Annotated in this window: 22 protein-coding genes; 1 reads left to right on the forward strand and 21 read right to left on the reverse strand. The window is 33.2% G+C overall.

Annotated features, from left to right (window positions below; translation table 11 throughout):
* Window positions 1-5: 5 nt before the first annotated feature.
* Window positions 6-623, reverse strand: a complete 618-nt coding sequence (locus tag Q2T46_RS02055) for a helix-hairpin-helix domain-containing protein (protein ID WP_303264480.1) — start codon at window positions 621-623, stop codon at window positions 6-8.
* Between the two features lie 144 nt (window positions 624-767).
* Between Q2T46_RS02055 and Q2T46_RS02060 the strand changes: the two genes are divergently transcribed.
* Window positions 768-2,000, forward strand: coding sequence for a D-alanyl-D-alanine carboxypeptidase family protein (locus Q2T46_RS02060; protein ID WP_311062399.1), 1,233 nt, complete (start codon window positions 768-770; stop codon window positions 1,998-2,000).
* A gap of 20 nt (window positions 2,001-2,020) precedes the next feature.
* Here Q2T46_RS02060 and Q2T46_RS02065 read toward each other — a convergent pair whose 3' ends face one another.
* The 20 genes from Q2T46_RS02065 to minC all read right to left on the reverse strand — a co-directional run bounded on the left by Q2T46_RS02065 (window position 2,021) and on the right by minC (window position 17,471).
* On the reverse strand, window positions 2,021-3,157 hold the full coding sequence (locus Q2T46_RS02065) for a DUF362 domain-containing protein (RefSeq protein ID WP_303264478.1): 1,137 nt from the start codon (window positions 3,155-3,157) through the stop codon (window positions 2,021-2,023).
* Window positions 3,158-3,270: 113 nt separating this feature from the next.
* Window positions 3,271-3,927 carry a transcriptional regulator gene (locus tag Q2T46_RS02070; RefSeq protein ID WP_303264477.1) on the reverse strand — a complete coding sequence of 219 codons (657 nt, stop codon included), beginning with the start codon at window positions 3,925-3,927 and terminating at the stop codon, window positions 3,271-3,273.
* Between the two features lie 137 nt (window positions 3,928-4,064).
* Window positions 4,065-4,427 carry a ribosome silencing factor gene (gene rsfS / locus Q2T46_RS02075; protein ID WP_303264476.1) on the reverse strand — a complete coding sequence of 121 codons (363 nt, stop codon included), beginning with the start codon at window positions 4,425-4,427 and terminating at the stop codon, window positions 4,065-4,067.
* Between the two features lie 33 nt (window positions 4,428-4,460).
* On the reverse strand, window positions 4,461-5,036 hold the full coding sequence (yqeK, locus tag Q2T46_RS02080) for a bis(5'-nucleosyl)-tetraphosphatase (symmetrical) YqeK (protein ID WP_303264475.1): 576 nt from the start codon (window positions 5,034-5,036) through the stop codon (window positions 4,461-4,463).
* Between the two features lie 4 nt (window positions 5,037-5,040).
* Window positions 5,041-5,664 (reverse strand): nicotinate-nucleotide adenylyltransferase, encoded by a 624-nt coding sequence (nadD, locus tag Q2T46_RS02085; RefSeq protein ID WP_303264474.1) that lies wholly within the window; start codon window positions 5,662-5,664, stop codon window positions 5,041-5,043.
* A 108-nt stretch (window positions 5,665-5,772) separates the two neighbouring features.
* Window positions 5,773-7,044, reverse strand: coding sequence for a GTPase ObgE (gene obgE / locus Q2T46_RS02090; protein WP_303264473.1), 1,272 nt, complete (start codon window positions 7,042-7,044; stop codon window positions 5,773-5,775).
* Between the two features lie 18 nt (window positions 7,045-7,062).
* Window positions 7,063-7,290 (reverse strand): Spo0B domain-containing protein, encoded by a 228-nt coding sequence (locus tag Q2T46_RS02095; protein ID WP_303264472.1) that lies wholly within the window; start codon window positions 7,288-7,290, stop codon window positions 7,063-7,065.
* Window positions 7,291-7,370: 80 nt separating this feature from the next.
* On the reverse strand, window positions 7,371-7,658 hold the full coding sequence (gene rpmA, locus Q2T46_RS02100; protein WP_013297628.1) for a 50S ribosomal protein L27: 288 nt from the start codon (window positions 7,656-7,658) through the stop codon (window positions 7,371-7,373).
* A complete protein-coding gene (locus tag Q2T46_RS02105; RefSeq protein WP_303264471.1) occupies window positions 7,658-7,993 on the reverse strand; it encodes a ribosomal-processing cysteine protease Prp in 336 nt (111 codons plus the stop codon). Before Q2T46_RS02105 ends, rpmA begins: the two co-directional genes overlap by 1 nt.
* A gap of 5 nt (window positions 7,994-7,998) precedes the next feature.
* Complete coding sequence (gene rplU, locus Q2T46_RS02110; RefSeq protein ID WP_209454390.1) at window positions 7,999-8,310, reverse strand: 50S ribosomal protein L21; 312 nt, start codon at window positions 8,308-8,310, stop codon at window positions 7,999-8,001.
* Window positions 8,311-8,439: 129 nt separating this feature from the next.
* A complete protein-coding gene (locus Q2T46_RS02115) occupies window positions 8,440-9,867 on the reverse strand; it encodes an Rne/Rng family ribonuclease (RefSeq protein ID WP_303264470.1) in 1,428 nt (475 codons plus the stop codon).
* 10 nt (window positions 9,868-9,877) lie between these two features.
* Entirely contained in the window at window positions 9,878-10,528 is a 651-nt protein-coding gene (locus Q2T46_RS02120) for a TIGR03936 family radical SAM-associated protein (protein ID WP_209454392.1), read from the reverse strand.
* Entirely contained in the window at window positions 10,512-12,362 is a 1,851-nt protein-coding gene (locus Q2T46_RS02125) for a TIGR03960 family B12-binding radical SAM protein (RefSeq protein WP_303264469.1), read from the reverse strand. The genes Q2T46_RS02120 and Q2T46_RS02125 overlap by 17 nt, the downstream gene beginning before the upstream one ends.
* 9 nt (window positions 12,363-12,371) lie before the next feature.
* Complete coding sequence (locus Q2T46_RS02130; protein WP_303264468.1) at window positions 12,372-13,235, reverse strand: M50 family metallopeptidase; 864 nt, start codon at window positions 13,233-13,235, stop codon at window positions 12,372-12,374.
* On the reverse strand, window positions 13,225-13,971 hold the full coding sequence (locus Q2T46_RS02135) for a M23 family metallopeptidase (protein ID WP_303264467.1): 747 nt from the start codon (window positions 13,969-13,971) through the stop codon (window positions 13,225-13,227). The genes Q2T46_RS02130 and Q2T46_RS02135 overlap by 11 nt, the downstream gene beginning before the upstream one ends.
* A gap of 58 nt (window positions 13,972-14,029) precedes the next feature.
* Window positions 14,030-14,425 carry a methylglyoxal synthase gene (mgsA, locus tag Q2T46_RS02140; protein WP_303264466.1) on the reverse strand — a complete coding sequence of 132 codons (396 nt, stop codon included), beginning with the start codon at window positions 14,423-14,425 and terminating at the stop codon, window positions 14,030-14,032.
* A 20-nt stretch (window positions 14,426-14,445) separates the two neighbouring features.
* Window positions 14,446-15,543 (reverse strand): rod shape-determining protein RodA, encoded by a 1,098-nt coding sequence (rodA, locus tag Q2T46_RS02145; RefSeq protein ID WP_209454396.1) that lies wholly within the window; start codon window positions 15,541-15,543, stop codon window positions 14,446-14,448.
* A gap of 141 nt (window positions 15,544-15,684) precedes the next feature.
* On the reverse strand, window positions 15,685-15,960 hold the full coding sequence (minE, locus tag Q2T46_RS02150) for a cell division topological specificity factor MinE (RefSeq protein WP_303264465.1): 276 nt from the start codon (window positions 15,958-15,960) through the stop codon (window positions 15,685-15,687).
* A gap of 18 nt (window positions 15,961-15,978) precedes the next feature.
* Window positions 15,979-16,782 (reverse strand): septum site-determining protein MinD, encoded by an 804-nt coding sequence (gene minD / locus Q2T46_RS02155; protein ID WP_094043414.1) that lies wholly within the window; start codon window positions 16,780-16,782, stop codon window positions 15,979-15,981.
* A gap of 44 nt (window positions 16,783-16,826) precedes the next feature.
* On the reverse strand, window positions 16,827-17,471 hold the full coding sequence (gene minC / locus Q2T46_RS02160; protein ID WP_303264464.1) for a septum site-determining protein MinC: 645 nt from the start codon (window positions 17,469-17,471) through the stop codon (window positions 16,827-16,829).
* Window positions 17,472-17,481 lie beyond the last annotated feature (10 nt).

Here is a 17,481-nt window from a genome sequence, read left to right on the forward strand (position 1 = left end):
ACATCTTAGTCTACTGTTATCTTGTCTTTTATTTGCTCAAATAATTTTGGACCAATCCTTGAAACGTTCATAATATCTTCTATTTTTTGAAAGTTCCCATGTTGTTCTCTAAAGTCGATTATACGCTGTGCAGTGACTTCACCGATCCCCGGCAATGTATCAAGCTCTTCCTTTGTAGCCTTGTTTATGTTTATCTTGCCATCAGCTTTTTTAACATCACTGATTCCTCCTGTAGAACTACTATCTTCTCCAACTTTTGGTATCTTTATCATTTGCTCATCTTTCACTTTCTCGGCCAAATTAATGTTGGAAAGATCTGCACCTTCCAAAGCACCACCTGCAAGTTTTATAGCGTCATCAATCCTGTCACCATCTTTCATTGTATATACACCAGGTGATTTAACAAGTCCTGTTACATAGACTTTTATTTCTTTGGGCTTTTCATTGCTTACCATTTCATTTGTATTATCTGCATTTAAGACCGAATCAGTGCTTTTTAAACTCATATCAATGTTACTTCCATTGTTTTTATTTTTTTCAAAAATAAAATATCCTGTTGTAAAAAGTACTACAACAAGCAATATAATTATTCCATACTGTTGGTTTTTAGTTAATTTAAACATGTTTCACCTCTCACCGATAATTATTTATATAAATATTTCTACATTTTTATATAAATTCCTTTTTAAATTTTATATTTTTTTGGTATACTAAAATTATAAGCGCAAAATGGAGGCAAAAGTATGAAAAAAACTTTTACTTTTATTATGGCATTTATATTTTTAATAAGCTTTATCCCCCATGTGTACGCAATTGAAAGTCCACCTCAGATAGTAGGTCCGACCGCAGTATTAATGGATTTCACTACAGGACAAGTGCTTTACGATAAGAATATGCATCAAAAGATGTATCCTGCAAGTACAACAAAAATCTTAACTGCAATCATAGCTATAGAAAAAGGGAAACTAAATAATGTAGTAACTGTAAACGACGATGTTAAGAATATCGATGGTAATTCTATTTACTTAGTTCCTGGTGAACAGCTTACGTTGGAACAACTGCTTTATGCAATGCTTCTTGAATCTGCCAATGACGCTGCAATTGCAGTTGCCGATCATATTGGCGGCAGTGTACAGGCATTTGCTGATATGATGAATAAAAAGGCAAAAGAGATAGGAGCAAATGACAGTCATTTTGTCAACCCTAATGGATTGCCAGATAATAATCACTATTCGACACCATATGATATGGCATTAATTGCGCGATACGCAATGGGAAATGCGACATTTAGAAAAATTGTAAGCACAATACATTATCAGATACCACCTACCAATAAGTTTGACAAGCCAAGAGATTTATGGATTAGCAACAGACTTATAAAACCTTCAAGTTTCCACTATGATGGAGCAGATGGCATAAAGACGGGTTACACTATAGCTGCAAATCAAGTTTTTGTTGGTTCTGCCACAAGAAGTGGTCATAGGTTAATATCGGTCATAATGGGAGATGTGGGAACTAACATATGGTCAGATACAATAAAATTGCTTAATTACGGATTTAACAATTATACATTGGTCAATCCTCTTGAGAAAGATTCTATTGTAACATATGCAGATATTGGAAAAGTGAAATTCAAATTGCCTCTAATAGCAAAAGATTCTTTCTATTACGCTGTACCCAAAGGTGAAGAAAACAACATTAAATCAAGCATAACATTAGATAATAATATTAAAGCACCTATTAAAAAAGGCACTGTATTGGGTAAAATCAATTTCACTTTTGATGGTAAAAGTATTGGCAGTGTGCAACTTGTTGCAGATGAATCAGTCTACAAAAATTACTTAGGAACCTATTACAATAGCAACAGAACTACAATAATAAAAGATTATGGCACGATAAGATCGTATATTGAATTGATATTGGGATTATTTGCTATTTTAGTTTCAGTTGTACTTTGGCGAAGAAAAAGAGCAAAAAACAGATTCATATTTATAAAATAAAAGGGGGGCATAGCCCCTTTTTATCTGTAAAATAATTTTGCAATATATGGCCTTTTTATGCTTACTGCTTTATGTGGACATAATTCCTGGCAGCAAAAACATCTTATGCAGGTTTTAAGATCAACGGTAGGTTTTTTATCTATCATTTTTAATGCTTTAGGAGGGCAATTAGATACGCATATTCCACAACTTTTGCATACATCATAATCAAAAATTGGATACGGCTTTACATGCTTATCTAAATACTTCATTAAAAATGGTGGTATTTTTTCAGTGACACTAAATCCCCTCAAAGTAGGTATATCAAAGTTACTGACTTTAGCTTCTTCAATATTCATTCCATTTATTTTTATATCATCAAAACGTCCAAGCCCTCTTCTGTGTGCCATAAAAACTGTTGGTGCATCTTCGTGATTTAGTCCGATTATCAATGTTGCTACTGTGTCAAGAGAAAAAACATCGTTAGATGATATAATCAGTCCTACTTTTTTAGGTTTGCCTGCCGATGGTCCGTTACCTTCCATGGCAATAACTGCATCCATAATCGATAAAACCGGCTTTAAAAAGACATTGATGTCAATCAACATGTCTGAAAAGTTTTTTACATCAGGCATTGATAAATGATACCCAGCTTTCACAAGTCCTGGTATAGCGCCGAATTGATTTTTAACTGCCCCTGTATATACTGTCATACCATGTGTTTTTAATTTTGGAAGTGATATAATCGAATCACATTCCATAAGAGCTTTCATAAAAGTCGCTTGTTTAATAAGCTTCCCATCAGGTATTTTTACAACTATCTCATCAGTATTGTAATTTAGTTCAGCACCAGTCCTTTTTGCAACATCTATCATACCTGTCGTTTCGTAGATGGATCTTAAAGTCCTCTCACTGAATGGTCCTGCAGGGCTATCACCAATAATAGTAATAGCCCCCATATCTTTTATTGTACTGGCAACAGCTTCAACTATTGCTGGATGTGTTGTAACAGCATCATCTGGTTTGTTTTTCTTCAACAAATTTGCTTTTAAAAAGACCTTATCTCCTTTTTTTATGTACTTTTCTAAACCACCAAGATTTTTATAAGACCTTTCTATAGCTTTTTTTACTTCATCCTCAGAGTAGGAATCACACTTTTCTATAGATACAATGTTCAAAATATACGCCACCTTTAATTACAATATACTTTTTAATATAGAATAGCAATAAAATATTATAGGAATGCAACACAGCACATTCCTACGTAAAATTTTTCAATATTCTATTAACATCAGTATTTAGTTAGATCATCGCCTACTCTTATTTCATCAAGATAATTGTATATAGTATATCTTGACACGCACAATATTTTTGCGACGTAATCTATTGCACCTCTAATTAAAAATGTACCTTTAGCATCTAGCATTTTTACCATATTGACCTTTTCTTCTTTTGACATAAAGTTAACTGGCTTGCCGTAATTCTCTATTGTAGTATTTACAATGTTCTCTAAAACGTCATTTACGCTGCCTCCGTACGGCTCTACAGGCGTTTCTTCACCATTATTAATTTCACAGAGGTCCTCTAACGTATTCTTAACCATTATATATTCAGAAATATCAATATTTATGCATAAACAGCCAATAGGTTTACCAGCATCATCTTTGATATAAACAATAGTAGACTTGAGTATTTTGCCATCTTTACCCTTTGTCTTAAAATTCACTTCATTTTCAGTTTTATTGGCTTTAAGTGATTTCAATATTACCTCTGGTATAGGATTTCCAACCTCTCTACCCGTTATATGCCCATTACCAACTGCAATTACAGAACTTTGTAAATTTGAAAAATCATATAAAACAACTTCACAATTTTTTCCAAATGTTTTTGCAATGCTGTCTACAATAGGTATCATGTTTTTTAAAGCCGGATGCACTTTTGTAGGCACTTTTATACCCCCCCTAAAACTTCAAAATATAAATTAAACTAATTTAAACATTAAACATTTTATTGAATAAAAAATTACGAAAAAAACCTCCCTGCCTTTATCTGCAGGCCTTGGAGGTTTATATTAAAGATATTATACTAATCAAACATTACATTGTCAAGAGCAATTTCCTTAGCGTCACCCCAAAGTCTTTCCAAAGAGTAGAAGTTTCTCTCATCTTTCGTAAAAATATGCACAACAATGCTGCCGTAATCCATCAAAATCCATGTAGCTGAATTATACCCTTCAATATGGTTTACCGTAACACCTTCTTCCTCCAGTCTTTCTAATACCTCATCACACAAAGATTTAACATGAGTAGTTGATGTACCACTGGCTATCACAAAGTAATCAGCTACTGTGGTCAATTCTCCCACATAAAGAGCTTTTACTTCCAATGCTTTTTTATCATCCAGTATCTTTAAAATCTTTAATGTTAATTCAGCACTGTCTTTACCCAATGTAATACCTCCGAACTTAAAAAATCTATTATTTTACAAAGTTGAATTTGTCTTAATAATCATATCATTACGAGCAATCACTGTTTTTATATACAATAGTTGATGCTTCTTAATGATATAGTTTATAGTCTGGTCTAGTGCCATGATAACAGCTTCATCAAGATCGCTTAATGATGCTTTTCGCAAATTCTCTACTCCTTCAAAATTTCTATTGGGTTCAATGTAGTCTGCTAAAAATATTACTTTATCTAATACTGTCATATCTTTATCTCCAGTTGTATGCAGCATAATAGCTCGTTTTATTTCTTCATCATGTATTCCAAAATAATCTCCGATAAGATATGCACCAACAGGTCCATGCAACAAAGATGGTGACCTTAACAAGACATCGTCTAATTGAATGTTGTATTTATTGGCTAATGAAATAAGTTCTTCATCGCTGAGATTTTTTGCGCAATCATGAAGAAGCCCTGCTACTTTTGCTTTTTCAATATCTGCATTATATTTTATAGCTAATTTCTCCGCTGTCTCCATCACACCTAGGGAATGTTTAAATCTATCTTCATTTAATAATTTTTTCAGTTTATCAACATAAAATTCAGGACTCATGGTATCACCTTCTTTTATAAAGCCCGGCTTTTTCAATGTACCTTTCTACAGATTCAGGCAACAAGTATTTTATAGGTCTACCCTCATATACACGATTGCGTATATCTGTCGATGATATGGCCAATGATGGAACAGTTACTTGAAATATATCTTTATTATAAACTTTCTTGATGTAATCTATCTTTTCACTGATACTATCACCAGCATATCCAGGCCTTGTTGCTGCAACAAAATTGCACATTTGCAAAAGTTCTTCAGCATTTTTCCAAGTCAAAATTTCAAGTATTGCATCTGCGCCAGTTATAAAGAATATCTGCGTATTTTCCCCGTATATCTTTTTAAACTCTTTTAAAGTATCAATTGTATAGGTGTATCCTTCCCTATCTATTTCAATAGCAGATACTTCAAAATATGGATTTGTAACAGTAGCAAGAATCGTCATCAAGTATCTTATATGTTTATCTGTAATATTTCTTTTGACTTTATGAGGTGGATTACCTGATGGAACAAATATTACTCTATCAAGATTAAATTGATCCCTAACAGCCTCTGCTGTTACAAGATGTCCAAAATGTATTGGATCAAACGTACCACCCATAATGCCAAGCCTAAGAAAATTATTTGTCATCTAAATAAATCCTCCAGTAAGAATTCAATTAATTAGCTTATTATATACGTAATTATACAATAATAAGCACTTACTGACAACATTCAACAAGTTTTATGGATGTTTTGATTATTCGTAATACTCAAACTCAAAATCTCGTACATTTATAGTGTCACCATCTTTAAACCCCCTTTCCTTCAACATATCTATTACTCCAGATTTTTTTAATATCATTTCAAAATACCTTAAAGAGTTTTCATCTTGTAGATTAACTCTTTTCAATAATCTATCAATTTTAGAACCGCTTAAACAATACACACCATTTTTAATATCTATATCTACGGTTTCCTCTTCTTTTGGCATATTATAAATAATAACATCTTCTATATTTTCTTCAACATCAACTTTAAACTTATTAAGGATTTCAATAGTCTTATCAAGCAAATTTTCAATGCCTATACCAGTTATTGCAGATATTTTAAAAACATCGTACCCAAAACTTTGAATTTTTGCGCTTATATCGTCTAAATCAATTAATGATGCGTCTAATGCATCTATTTTATTCAAAGCAACTATCTGAGGTATTTCTTTTAGCTTATCATTATACAAGTACATCTCTTCATTGATTTTTTTAAAATCATCTATAGGATCTGACAACGGATTCGACACGTCAATAATATGCAGTATCAATTTCGTCCTTTCTATGTGCTTCAAAAAGTCATATCCAAGTCCTTCTCCTCTATGAGCACCTTCTATAAGGCCGGGTATATCAGCCATGACAAAAGATTTCCCCTTATGATAAACTACACCTAGATTTGGATATAAAGTAGTAAAAGGATAGTTTGCTATCTTTGGTCTAGCATTAGTACAAGCTGCCAGTAAAGTTGATTTACCTGCATTTGGAAAACCAACAAGTCCAACATCAGCCAATAGCTTTAATTCCAAACGAATATAAAGTTCCTTTCCTTCTTCACCACTTTCTGCAAATCTAGGAGTCTTTAACGTGGCTGAAGCAAATTTTGCATTACCTCTTCCACCTTTGCCACCTCTCAAAACAATAGCTTTCTGACCAGGTTTCGTAAGATCAGCAATTAACTCATTTGTATCATCTCTAATTATTTGTGTTCCAACAGGCACTTTTATGTATAGATCATCAGCATTTTTACCGTATTTATTATTACCGCTTCCATTTTCGCCACTAGGCGCTATATATTTTCTTTTATATTTAAAGTCCATCAATGTAGACATATTAGGATCGGTAATAAATACCACATCACCACCTTTACCGCCGTCACCCCCATCCGGTCCACCGTACGCCACATATTTTTCCCTTCTAAATGAGATAACACCATTGCCACCATTTCCCGACTTTATATAAATTTTTGCACTATCTATAAACACACCATCACCTACTTTAGATTAGTTATCTTCAATCTTATTTTTAATGTATTTCATAACATTATCCATACCGCTATTGAATACAGTACGCTCATCATTGCTTTTATCAATAACTTTTTGAATATACTCAAAAATTTTATCAGTTTTTCCAAGCTGAGCATAACCAAGCAAAACTTGAAGATCATTTATATATTCATGCCTCTTTAGATTTATGTATTCTATTAAATATTCTTCATCATCTTTTGTCATTTGTATCACTCCTAAGTCAAATAAATAATTTATATATATATTATACCACATAACTTGGTATAAAAAAGAAAAATCCCGGCTTATGCCAGGACTTCCTTTCTTTTTTCATATACACTTACCTGTTTTTTGTCTTTTCCTTTTCTCTCAAAAGCAACATATCCATCAATAAGTGCAAACAATGTATCGTCTTTACCTCTACCTACATTAACTCCAGGATGTATCTTTGTACCTCTTTGCCTTACAAGTATATTCCCCGCTAATACAAATTGGCCATCTGCTCTTTTTACACCAAGTCGCTTTGACTCACTGTCACGACCATTGCGGGTACTTCCCATACCTTTTTTATGAGCAAATAACTGTAGCCTCATCAATTACACCTCCTATCAAATACTTTTACATACGCAGAATAATCCTTCTCAATATCTTTAAGCCCTAAAATCATTGTATCAATAATAGCACACAATCTAATGCTATCATCATTTGTACCATGATTTTCTATTTCAACATACATATATCCATCACTTATCTTCTTCTTAATGGATACCGTCTTAAGTGATTCTAAGCCAAGGACAGCTGTCTGCGCCACTGCAGTAACGCCGGCGCATACTATATCTCTATTGTAAACATCATAACCAGCATGTCCTTTGATTTCAAATTTTTGTGCTTTGTTATCCGCATCTCTAAATATATTAATCCTAATCATTTTACTTACATAATCTTCTCAATCTGTACTCTCGTAAACGGCTGACGATGCCCTTTCTTCTTTCTCTCATTCTTCTTTGGCTTATACTTAAAAACTATGATTTTTTTACCTTTTCCATGTTCAAGAACTTTTGCATCAACTTTTACATCTTTAAGATATGGTTTGCCAAAATCTACAGTTCCATCGTCCTTTGCTACTGCTAACACCTTATCAAAGGAATACACACTACCAGCTTCACAATCAAGTTTTTCAACTTCTAGAATATCGCCTTCTTGAACTCTGTACTGTTTGCCACCTGTTTCTATAATTGCGTACACTACGGCACCTCCTCTTTACCAGTCTCGCCGAAACCAAGGTACTTCCAAAGGTATTCCCAATAGAAGCATTAAAAACCCGTTCCGAGCGGTTACAAAGTGTATTCTAGCATAATAATAATTAATTGTCAATCATAATTCGTAATCAACCTGAAATTCATCTATGTCAAGCTTATCATCAAAAACTGTATTTATTTCTATTTCAAATTTTTCCTTATATCTTTTCTCTAGTTCATTTTGCCTAATTAAATTCAATATTCTTCTATTTGAAATTATTTTAATTTTTTTTGCGTTAGTATTTCTCAAAATTCTTTCAATTGCTCTCTTAATTTTAAGCACAAGCATATTGTTTGACACAACATACCCTGTACCTTTGCAGCACTCACATTTATCCTGCAAATACTCGCTTACATTTGATCTTACTCTTTTCCTCGTCATTTCAACCAATCCTAAATGAGTAAATCCCAGGATACTGCATTTCGATCTATCGCTTTTTAACGATTCTTCAAAAACCTTTAAAACCTTCTGCCTGTCACTTTCATTGTCCATATCGATAAAATCTATAACTATAATACCGCCAATATCCCTCAGTCTCAATTGAAGCGCTATTTCTTTAGCCGCTTCTATATTCGTTTTTAATATAGTTTCCCGAAGCGAAGATTTCCCTACATATTTTCCTGTATTTACGTCTATGACCGTCAATGCTTCAGTCTTATCAATTATTATAAATCCGCCGCTTTTAAGCCACACTTTCTTGTCTAAAAGTTTTTCAACTTGCTTTTCAGCACCATATAAGCCTATTAAGTCTCCTTCTTCGTATTTTATAGATACATTTTGCCCCTGCTTTTTCACATAATCCAATATTTTTTCATACTGCTTAACATCATTAATCACTATTTCATCAACCATAAATGATGATAAATCTCTTATATACTTAACAATAAAATTCTCCTCTTCGTATATTAATTCAGGAGCGTTGGCATATTTATATTTTTTAATTATCTCATCGTACAAATAACACAAATCCAAAATATCTTTTTCAAACTCTTTTTCACTTACATTTTGCGCTGCTGTTCTAATTATAATGCCTATATTATTTGGTTTAACTCTTTTCGCTATGTTTATCAATTCTAAGCGCTTTTCTTCATCATAGATGCGGTGTGAAATCCCAACATAATCTGTTTCAGGCAACAAAACAACATATTTACCAGGTAGAGATATATTTGTTGTGACTTTTGGATTTTTTAGCCCTATAGAATCTTTTGATACCTGAACAATTATATCTTGACCAGGTTTTACAAGCTTTGTAATTGAACAATTCTCATTAGCTTTGCCTTTTTTATTTACATCACTTACAAATAAATATGCATTTTTACCTATACCTATATCTATAAAGGCACTTTGCATACCTTTTATGGTGTTTTTAACTTTTCCTTTGTAAATATTTCCCACTATGCTTCTGTTGTCAGAATATTCTACGTGATACTCAACCAACGTACCATCTTCTAAATACGCTACTTGATCAAATTTATCACTTATATCAAATAAAATCCGCTTCAAATATTTCACCTCAATTTAATATAAGCTTTTTTCTGTCTATGAGAATCTTCTCCAAATCAAAAACATGACCTGCAAAGTCATCAAGAGCCTTCAAAACATGAATCGGGCCTGGTGAACCTTCAGAAATCTTTAACCGTAGATATAAATTTATTTTGCCATCATGGACACTTAATATTTTAAATTCCTCAATGTATTTTTTTAAATCAATCATCTTTTTACCACTTTTTGTGTCTTTTTCTGCTAATATTTCATCTTTGTTCAAAAATCTTTCAATAATATCTCCCATGTCTTTTCCATAGTCTAGCAGATCAATAATTATTGTATATTCACCCTCTACAACTCTATCTGACAGCAAGTCCTTATCATCAACTCTATAACAATCTATTATTTTTAATCCATTTGGAAGTGTTCTATTCATATCATCTTTAAATTTCTCCGGATCTATTTCATCTTCTAAAACTACATCAAAATAGTCTCCGTGAGTCGTTGCACCCATCATCAATGCCGGTCCAAAAGACAACAGCGGATGTGGATTAAAGCCTTTCGAAAGTGAAAACTTTATTTGAGCTCTTCTCATCGCTCTCTCAATCGCCCTCATGAGATCTAAATGAGAGATAAACTTTAAATCACCATCTTTTTCAAATTTACTTCTCAGTTTCAAAGCATACAACTCCTTCATCAAGATCTTTTATTCCGCAGCCTGTACAATATAACCTGCAGTCATTTGTAAGTCTTCCTTCCAACGCCTTTTTGTATTCTCTTACAAGATAATCTTTTTTCACACCAGCATCAATCACATCCCATGGGAATATCTCCTTGAAATCTCTTTCTTTATAAGCATAGAATCTTGGATCGATTCCTACACTTTCAAAGGCCTTAAGCCAATTATCAAATTTAAAAAATTCATCCCAGCCATCAAACTTACATCCACTTTCCCACGCCTTAATCAATGCTTGTCCTACTCTTCTATCGCCTTTAGAAATTACAGCTTCTAAAAAGCTCATCTTCGGCTCATGCCAATTGTAGTGGAAAATCTTTCCCTTTAGTAGCTCTTTTAGGTAATTCTGTTTTTTAATTATAGTATCCATGTCGTCTTGAGGACACCATTGAAAAGGAGTAAATGGTTTTGGAACAAAAGTTGAAGTGCTTACTGTTATTTTAAGTCCCTTTGTGTTGCCATTCACATCTTTATATACATCAGCTACTAAATGGGCAAGATCTGATATCCCCTTTACATCTTCCATCGTCTCCTCAGGAAGCCCCAGCATAAAATACAGCTTTACACTCCTCCACCCTGCTTTAAAGGCTTCTCTCGTAGAATTTATCAAGTCCCTTTCAGTAACACCTTTATTTATCACATCTCTCAGCCTTTGCGTGCCACCCTCTGGTGCAAGTGTAAGCCCTGTCTTCCTTACTTTCTGTATCTCATTTAGTAAATTTACAGAGAAGGCATCAATCCTGGTAGACGGTAGTGCTACTCCAATGCCTCTATCTTTATATTTTTCAATTAAATCATATATCAAACTTTCTATTTCTGAATAGTCACATGTGCTTAAGGAAGTCAAAGAAATCTCCTCATATCCGGTTGATTTTATTAATTTGTCAGCTAATTTAAGTAAAGTTTTCTTCGACCTTTCCCTTACAGGCCTGTAAATCATTCCAGCCTGACAAAATCTACATCCTCTTGTACAACCTCTAAAAACTTCCAATATGATTCTATCGTGCACTGTATTTATAAACGGCACAATCTGTCTATCTGAATGATACGTTTTATCCAAATCTTTTACTACGCGCTTTTTTACTTTAGCAGGCACATCTTCATTTAATGGCTCTATAGTGCGAATAGTATTATCAAAATTGTATACTTCCCTGTAAAACGATGGAACATATACACCTTGAATTTTAGATGCACGCCTTAAAAGCACTTCTTTTGGTGCTCCATCTTTTTTACAAGCCTTAACTAAATCTAAAAGTTCATTGATAATTTCTTCTCCATCTCCTATGACAAATAAATCCACAACATCAGAAAGGGGAGCAGGATTGTATGCACAAGGACCTCCAGCTATGATTAATGGATAGCCATGTCTATCCTTGCTTCTCACTGGAATTTTAGATAAATCTAACATGTTTAATATGTTTGTGTAGCTTAATTCGTATTGCAGCGTAAATCCTATAATGTCAAACATATTAAGAGGTGTTTTAGTTTCAAGTGAAAAAAGCGGTATGTCATTTTCTCGCATTAGGTTTTCCATATCTACCCATGGAGCAAATACCCTTTCGCAATATGTATCATCTCTATCGTTCATTAGATGATAAAGTATTTTCAATCCCAAATGCGACATTCCGACTTCGTAAACGTCAGGAAATGCAAAGGCAAACCGGATGTCAACACTATTTACATCTTTAATTACAGAATTTATTTCACCGCCTATATAACGGGCAGGTTTACTCACTTTCATCAATATTTTATCTAACTTATCCTTAATATCTAACATTGTTACCTCCTATTTCAGCTTATTTAAGATATCACCTATCGTTAAATATAGTCCATTACTGACTGCAAAATCGAAAAGTTCAGTCTCAGTAATTCTTTTTTTCTCTCTTAAATTTTTATCCAACACAACTATTATATGATATTTTAATGGCAAAAAACAATTGATTATCTTTATTAACTTCTGGTTTTCGAGGACTGCTATCTGTTTTACATTCATACAACCTTTCTTGTAAAATTCTTCTTTTTTATAAGCCAAATCTCTTAGATTAAAATATGCAGACAACTTTCTTTCTTTTTTTGCAGAAATGATGAGAAATATAGCAGTAATTATAAGTACATAATTTTTATTGCCATTAATAATCATAAGTATACCACTGTAAATAAGCAAAAATGATATCACATAAGAAAATTTAACTGCTACATTATTGGCTCTCGTGATACCTATAAAACTGGATAAAATAGCCTTTAAAGCTCTGCCACCATCGAGAGGAACACCTGGTAAAAGATTAAATGCACACATTAAAACATTTATTTTAATGAGGTAGTCAAAAGAAATGCTTGTTACTTCACTTAAAATTACCAATATCATAATAAAGACAAGATTAGACAAAGGCCCTGCCAATGCAATAACAATCTCCAAATCAGGCCGTATAAAAATTTCGCTTTCAAAAATTGCAGCTCCACCAAAAGGGAATATTTCAACTTGTATCATGTTCACATTTAGCTTTTTGGCAACGTAGTAGTGGCTTATCTCATGAATTGCAACAGTCAAAATAATGTTTATCAGCTCAATATAAAAACCTGTAATAATGAGTAGCAATATAAAAACCCACGTAAATGGGTTTATCTTTAATTTCAGATCATCAATTTTCATTTTGCACATCACTTTTTACAACATTAAAATTTATCTTTGACTCTGGATCTACAGGTTTCCCGTTTTCCCATATTTCAAAATGCAGAGCGGTGCTTTTATTCTTGTCGCTTCCTATCCTTCCTATTATCTGGCCCTGTAATACTTTATCACCAACTTTTACGTCTATTTCAGATAAATACGCATAAACAGAACGAACATCGCCATTATGCCTTATTACAACTACCTTACCCCAATCGGGATTAGAATTATCAGCTATCATAACTTCTCCATCTAATACAGCTTCTACTGGCTCATTGTTGGTAACACTTATATCAATGCCATCATTTTTTATCTCTTTTCCTGAATTTGGATCAACTTTTGTCCCGAATACAGATACAATATCACCACTAATTGGTTTTATCATTTTCGTATTAACATTTTGCGTGACTGTATCCTTCACATCTTCGGTTTTATTCGAAAATACTTTTACAACATCATTTTTCAATGATGGTATCTTGCTCATAACTAGTTTAAGTCCCTTTTTAGTATTTTCATAATTTGAATTGTAATTTAGTACAGATTTTACTTCTGCCATTGCTTTATTCGTCATCGGAACATTAATAGCCTTAAAAAGCATCACAACACCTAAAAGCAAAAGACACACTATCAACTGGTCTTCAAACATACCAAAATATTTCTTTAAATTGTTTAAACCATCTTTAGAATAACTACCAGATTGCCATTTGTTGGGTTTCATTTGATAAACCTCCTTCTTTCTATATTTATATTACATATGAAGGAAGTTTATGATATTTTCATTTAACGGCATTTCTCCATTCCAAAAGTCCAACATCAAGTCCTTTAATCAACACCTCAGCAGTAGCTAAATTTGTAGCAAGGGGTATTGAATGAACATCGCATACCCTTAAAAGTGCCAATATATCAGGCTCATGGGGCTGCGCTGTTAATGGATCTCTTAAGAATATGACTAAATCCATCTTATCTTCTGCAATCATAGCACCAATCTGTTGGTCACCACCCATAGGGCCTGGCAAAAACTTGTTAACTTTAATCCCTGTAGCTTCCTCAACCAATTGACCTGTAGCCCCTGTAGCGTATATATTGCACTTTTCTAAAATGTCTTTATACGCTATTGCAAAATCTATCATCAAAGATTTCTTCATATCATGTGCAATTAATGCAATATTCATATTAACCATCCTCTCTAAATTTAAAAATTAATCTTTTGCCTTCGCATACCTACATTTAATAACAACCCAAGTGCAATCATGTTAGCAACCATTGAACTGCCTCCATAACTCATAAAAGGTAACGGTATACCTGTAATAGGCATTATTCCAACAGTCATTCCAATGTTTTCGAATATATGGAATGTAAACATCGACATAATGCCAACGGCTATTAAACATCCATATTTATCCTTAGCCATAACAGCTATCTTCCAGCATCTATACAGCATATACGCATAAAGAATTATTAATGCCGTTGCACCGATAAATCCCAATTCTTCACCAACAACAGAAAAAATAAAATCTGTCCATGCCTCAGGTAAATAATAAAGTTGTGTTTGGCTGCCGTTGTAAAGTCCTTTCCCCCAGAACATTCCAGAGCCAATTGCAATTTTAGACTGTATTACGTGGTAGCCAGAACCCATTGGGTCAAGGTTGGGATTTATAAATGATAAAAGCCTATTTCTTTGATATGGTTTCAATATCTTATATGCCACAGGAAGCATCGCCAGACCCATTGCAATTAATCCCGCAAAAATTTTTGGCCTTACACCTGATATAAAAAGCATGCCAATAAAGATTGCTAAAAAAACTAAAGCTGTTCCAAGGTCCGGCTGCAGCATTACAATTATAAATGGTATACCAACGTGAATCAATGGACCCACCAAATCTTTAAAACTCTTTATTTCACCCATTTCATTAAAAAGATTTGCAAGTGTTAATATGAGGGCAATTTTTGAAAATTCAGATGGCTGCACATCAATTGGTCCTATATGAATCCAGCTTTGAGCGCCATTGCTTACCTTCCCTATGAAAAGAACAGAAATAAGAATTAAAATATTTAAAACGTAAATTATCTTTGAAAGCCTGGCAATCTGATTATAATCAAACAATATTATAAAAAACAGAAAAATCATTCCAACCAAAACTGCTATAAGTTGAACTATCACATTTTTGTATGATCCCGTTTCTACTGCATGTGATGCACTTGATATGACGACAACGCTAAATGCACATATGAATAAAACCGTAATAAACAAACCAAAATCAAAATTCTTCCATAACTTTTTGTTAAACATTAATCTACTAGTTCCCCTCTATCATTAAGATTTCATTTTGTATTATATCATAGAATACATGATTTCACTATATATAATTTAGGAACTTAATTCTTAAAAATATGTAAAATTTGAAAAGCTAAAATAACCGGCTTAAACCGGTTATCTAACATTTCTCTTCATCTTTTTTATAGGTATATTTGCATGCAAAGCTGGTACAAGTGTATCATCTCTTTTTTTCTCTTTTGTAATTTCTACATTTAATCCATCTTCATCAATTTCAACGTAATTGGATATTACATTCATTATTTCTTCTTTCATAAGTTCCAAAAGCTTTGGAGATACGTCTGCTCTGTCATGAACAAGCAATAATTGAAGCCTCTCTTTTGCTACATTTTTACTATTGCTTCTCCCACCAAAAGATTTAAACAAGTCCATTTATTACACCTCCCGGCACTACCGACTCGAAGAAATTTTAAACAAATTTTTCAACCTGTCTAAAATACCGTAATTAATATCAAGATTTATAAGCGGGACATCCTCGCCTATCAATCTCTGTGTCAAGTTTCTGTACGCTTGTCCAGCTAATGATTTATCATCTACAACAATCGGTTCACCTTTATTTGTAGATATGACTATATTTTCATCATCTGGAATAACACCAAGCAAATCTATAGCCAGTATATCCATTATATCGTCAATATTCATCATGTCTCCTCTTTTTACCATATCCATCTTTATCCTGTTTATGATAAGCATGTGATCCCGTACATCCGATGCTTCCAAAAGCCCTATTATTCTATCGGCATCTCTCACTGCAGATACTTCTGGCGTCGTAACCACCAAAGCCTTATCAGCACCCGCTATGGCATTTTTAAAGCCTTGTTCGATGCCTGCAGGACAATCTATCAATATATAATCAAAATCCTGTCTTAATTCATCAGTAATTGCCCGCATCTGTTCTGGATTTACAGCTGTTTTATCTCTTGTTTGAGCAGCCGGTAAAAGGTAAAGTCCATCAAATCTCTTATCTTTTATTAATGCTTGCTTCAGACGGCACTGTCCTTCTACCACATCAACTAGGTCGTAAACTATTCTATTTTCCAACCCCATAACTACGTCAAGATTTCTCAAACCTATATCAGTATCTACCAATGCTGTTTTAAATCCTTTCATTGACAAATATGTACCTATATTAGCCGTAGTTGTGGTTTTTCCAACTCCACCTTTACCAGATGTTATAACTATAACTTCACTCATACATTTTCACTCCATTCTTATATTTCTTCTAATTGTTTATTTTACTATATTTTTCCATATAAGTAAAGTGGTTTAACTATTATTTTGTTTTTTTTGACTAAAGCAATTTCGGGATATACAGCCTCAATATCATTATCGGGTGAACGTGAAATTATGTTAGAAATTCGAAGCTGCATGGCATTAATCTTAGATGCCGCAATTATAGAATCGATATTCCCAGATATACCTGCATGAGCAATTCCCCTTAAAGTACCCATTATAACAATATTTCCAGATGCTTGTACAATACCGCCAGGATTTACGTCACCCAGAACAACAAGATTTCCATAGTATTTTACAACTTGACCTGATCTTACAGTTCCATTGTAAAATTTGGTCATTCCCTCATCAAGTCCATCAAAAATTGCATTTTCACCTGTCACATTTTTTAGGTACCTATCCTGAATCTTTTTAAATCTAACATTTACTCCATAATTTTTCAAAATAAGCTCTTTCAACTGATCCAAACTTTTCTCATCTACATTTAAATTGCGAACTTTTACTGTAAGTTGTGCACCTTTAAAAAATGTTAGTGAACGTTCAATTCTATTAATTATTTTTTCTCTTAAAACATTTATATCAGAAACATCACTAGCGATAATTACCAATCCATCTTTTGAACCATGGATTTTTACATAATCATTTAACATTTTTTGCCCT

Source organism: Thermoanaerobacterium sp. CMT5567-10, from assembly GCF_030534315.2.
Lineage (GTDB): Bacteria > Bacillota > Thermoanaerobacteria > Thermoanaerobacterales > Thermoanaerobacteraceae > Thermoanaerobacterium.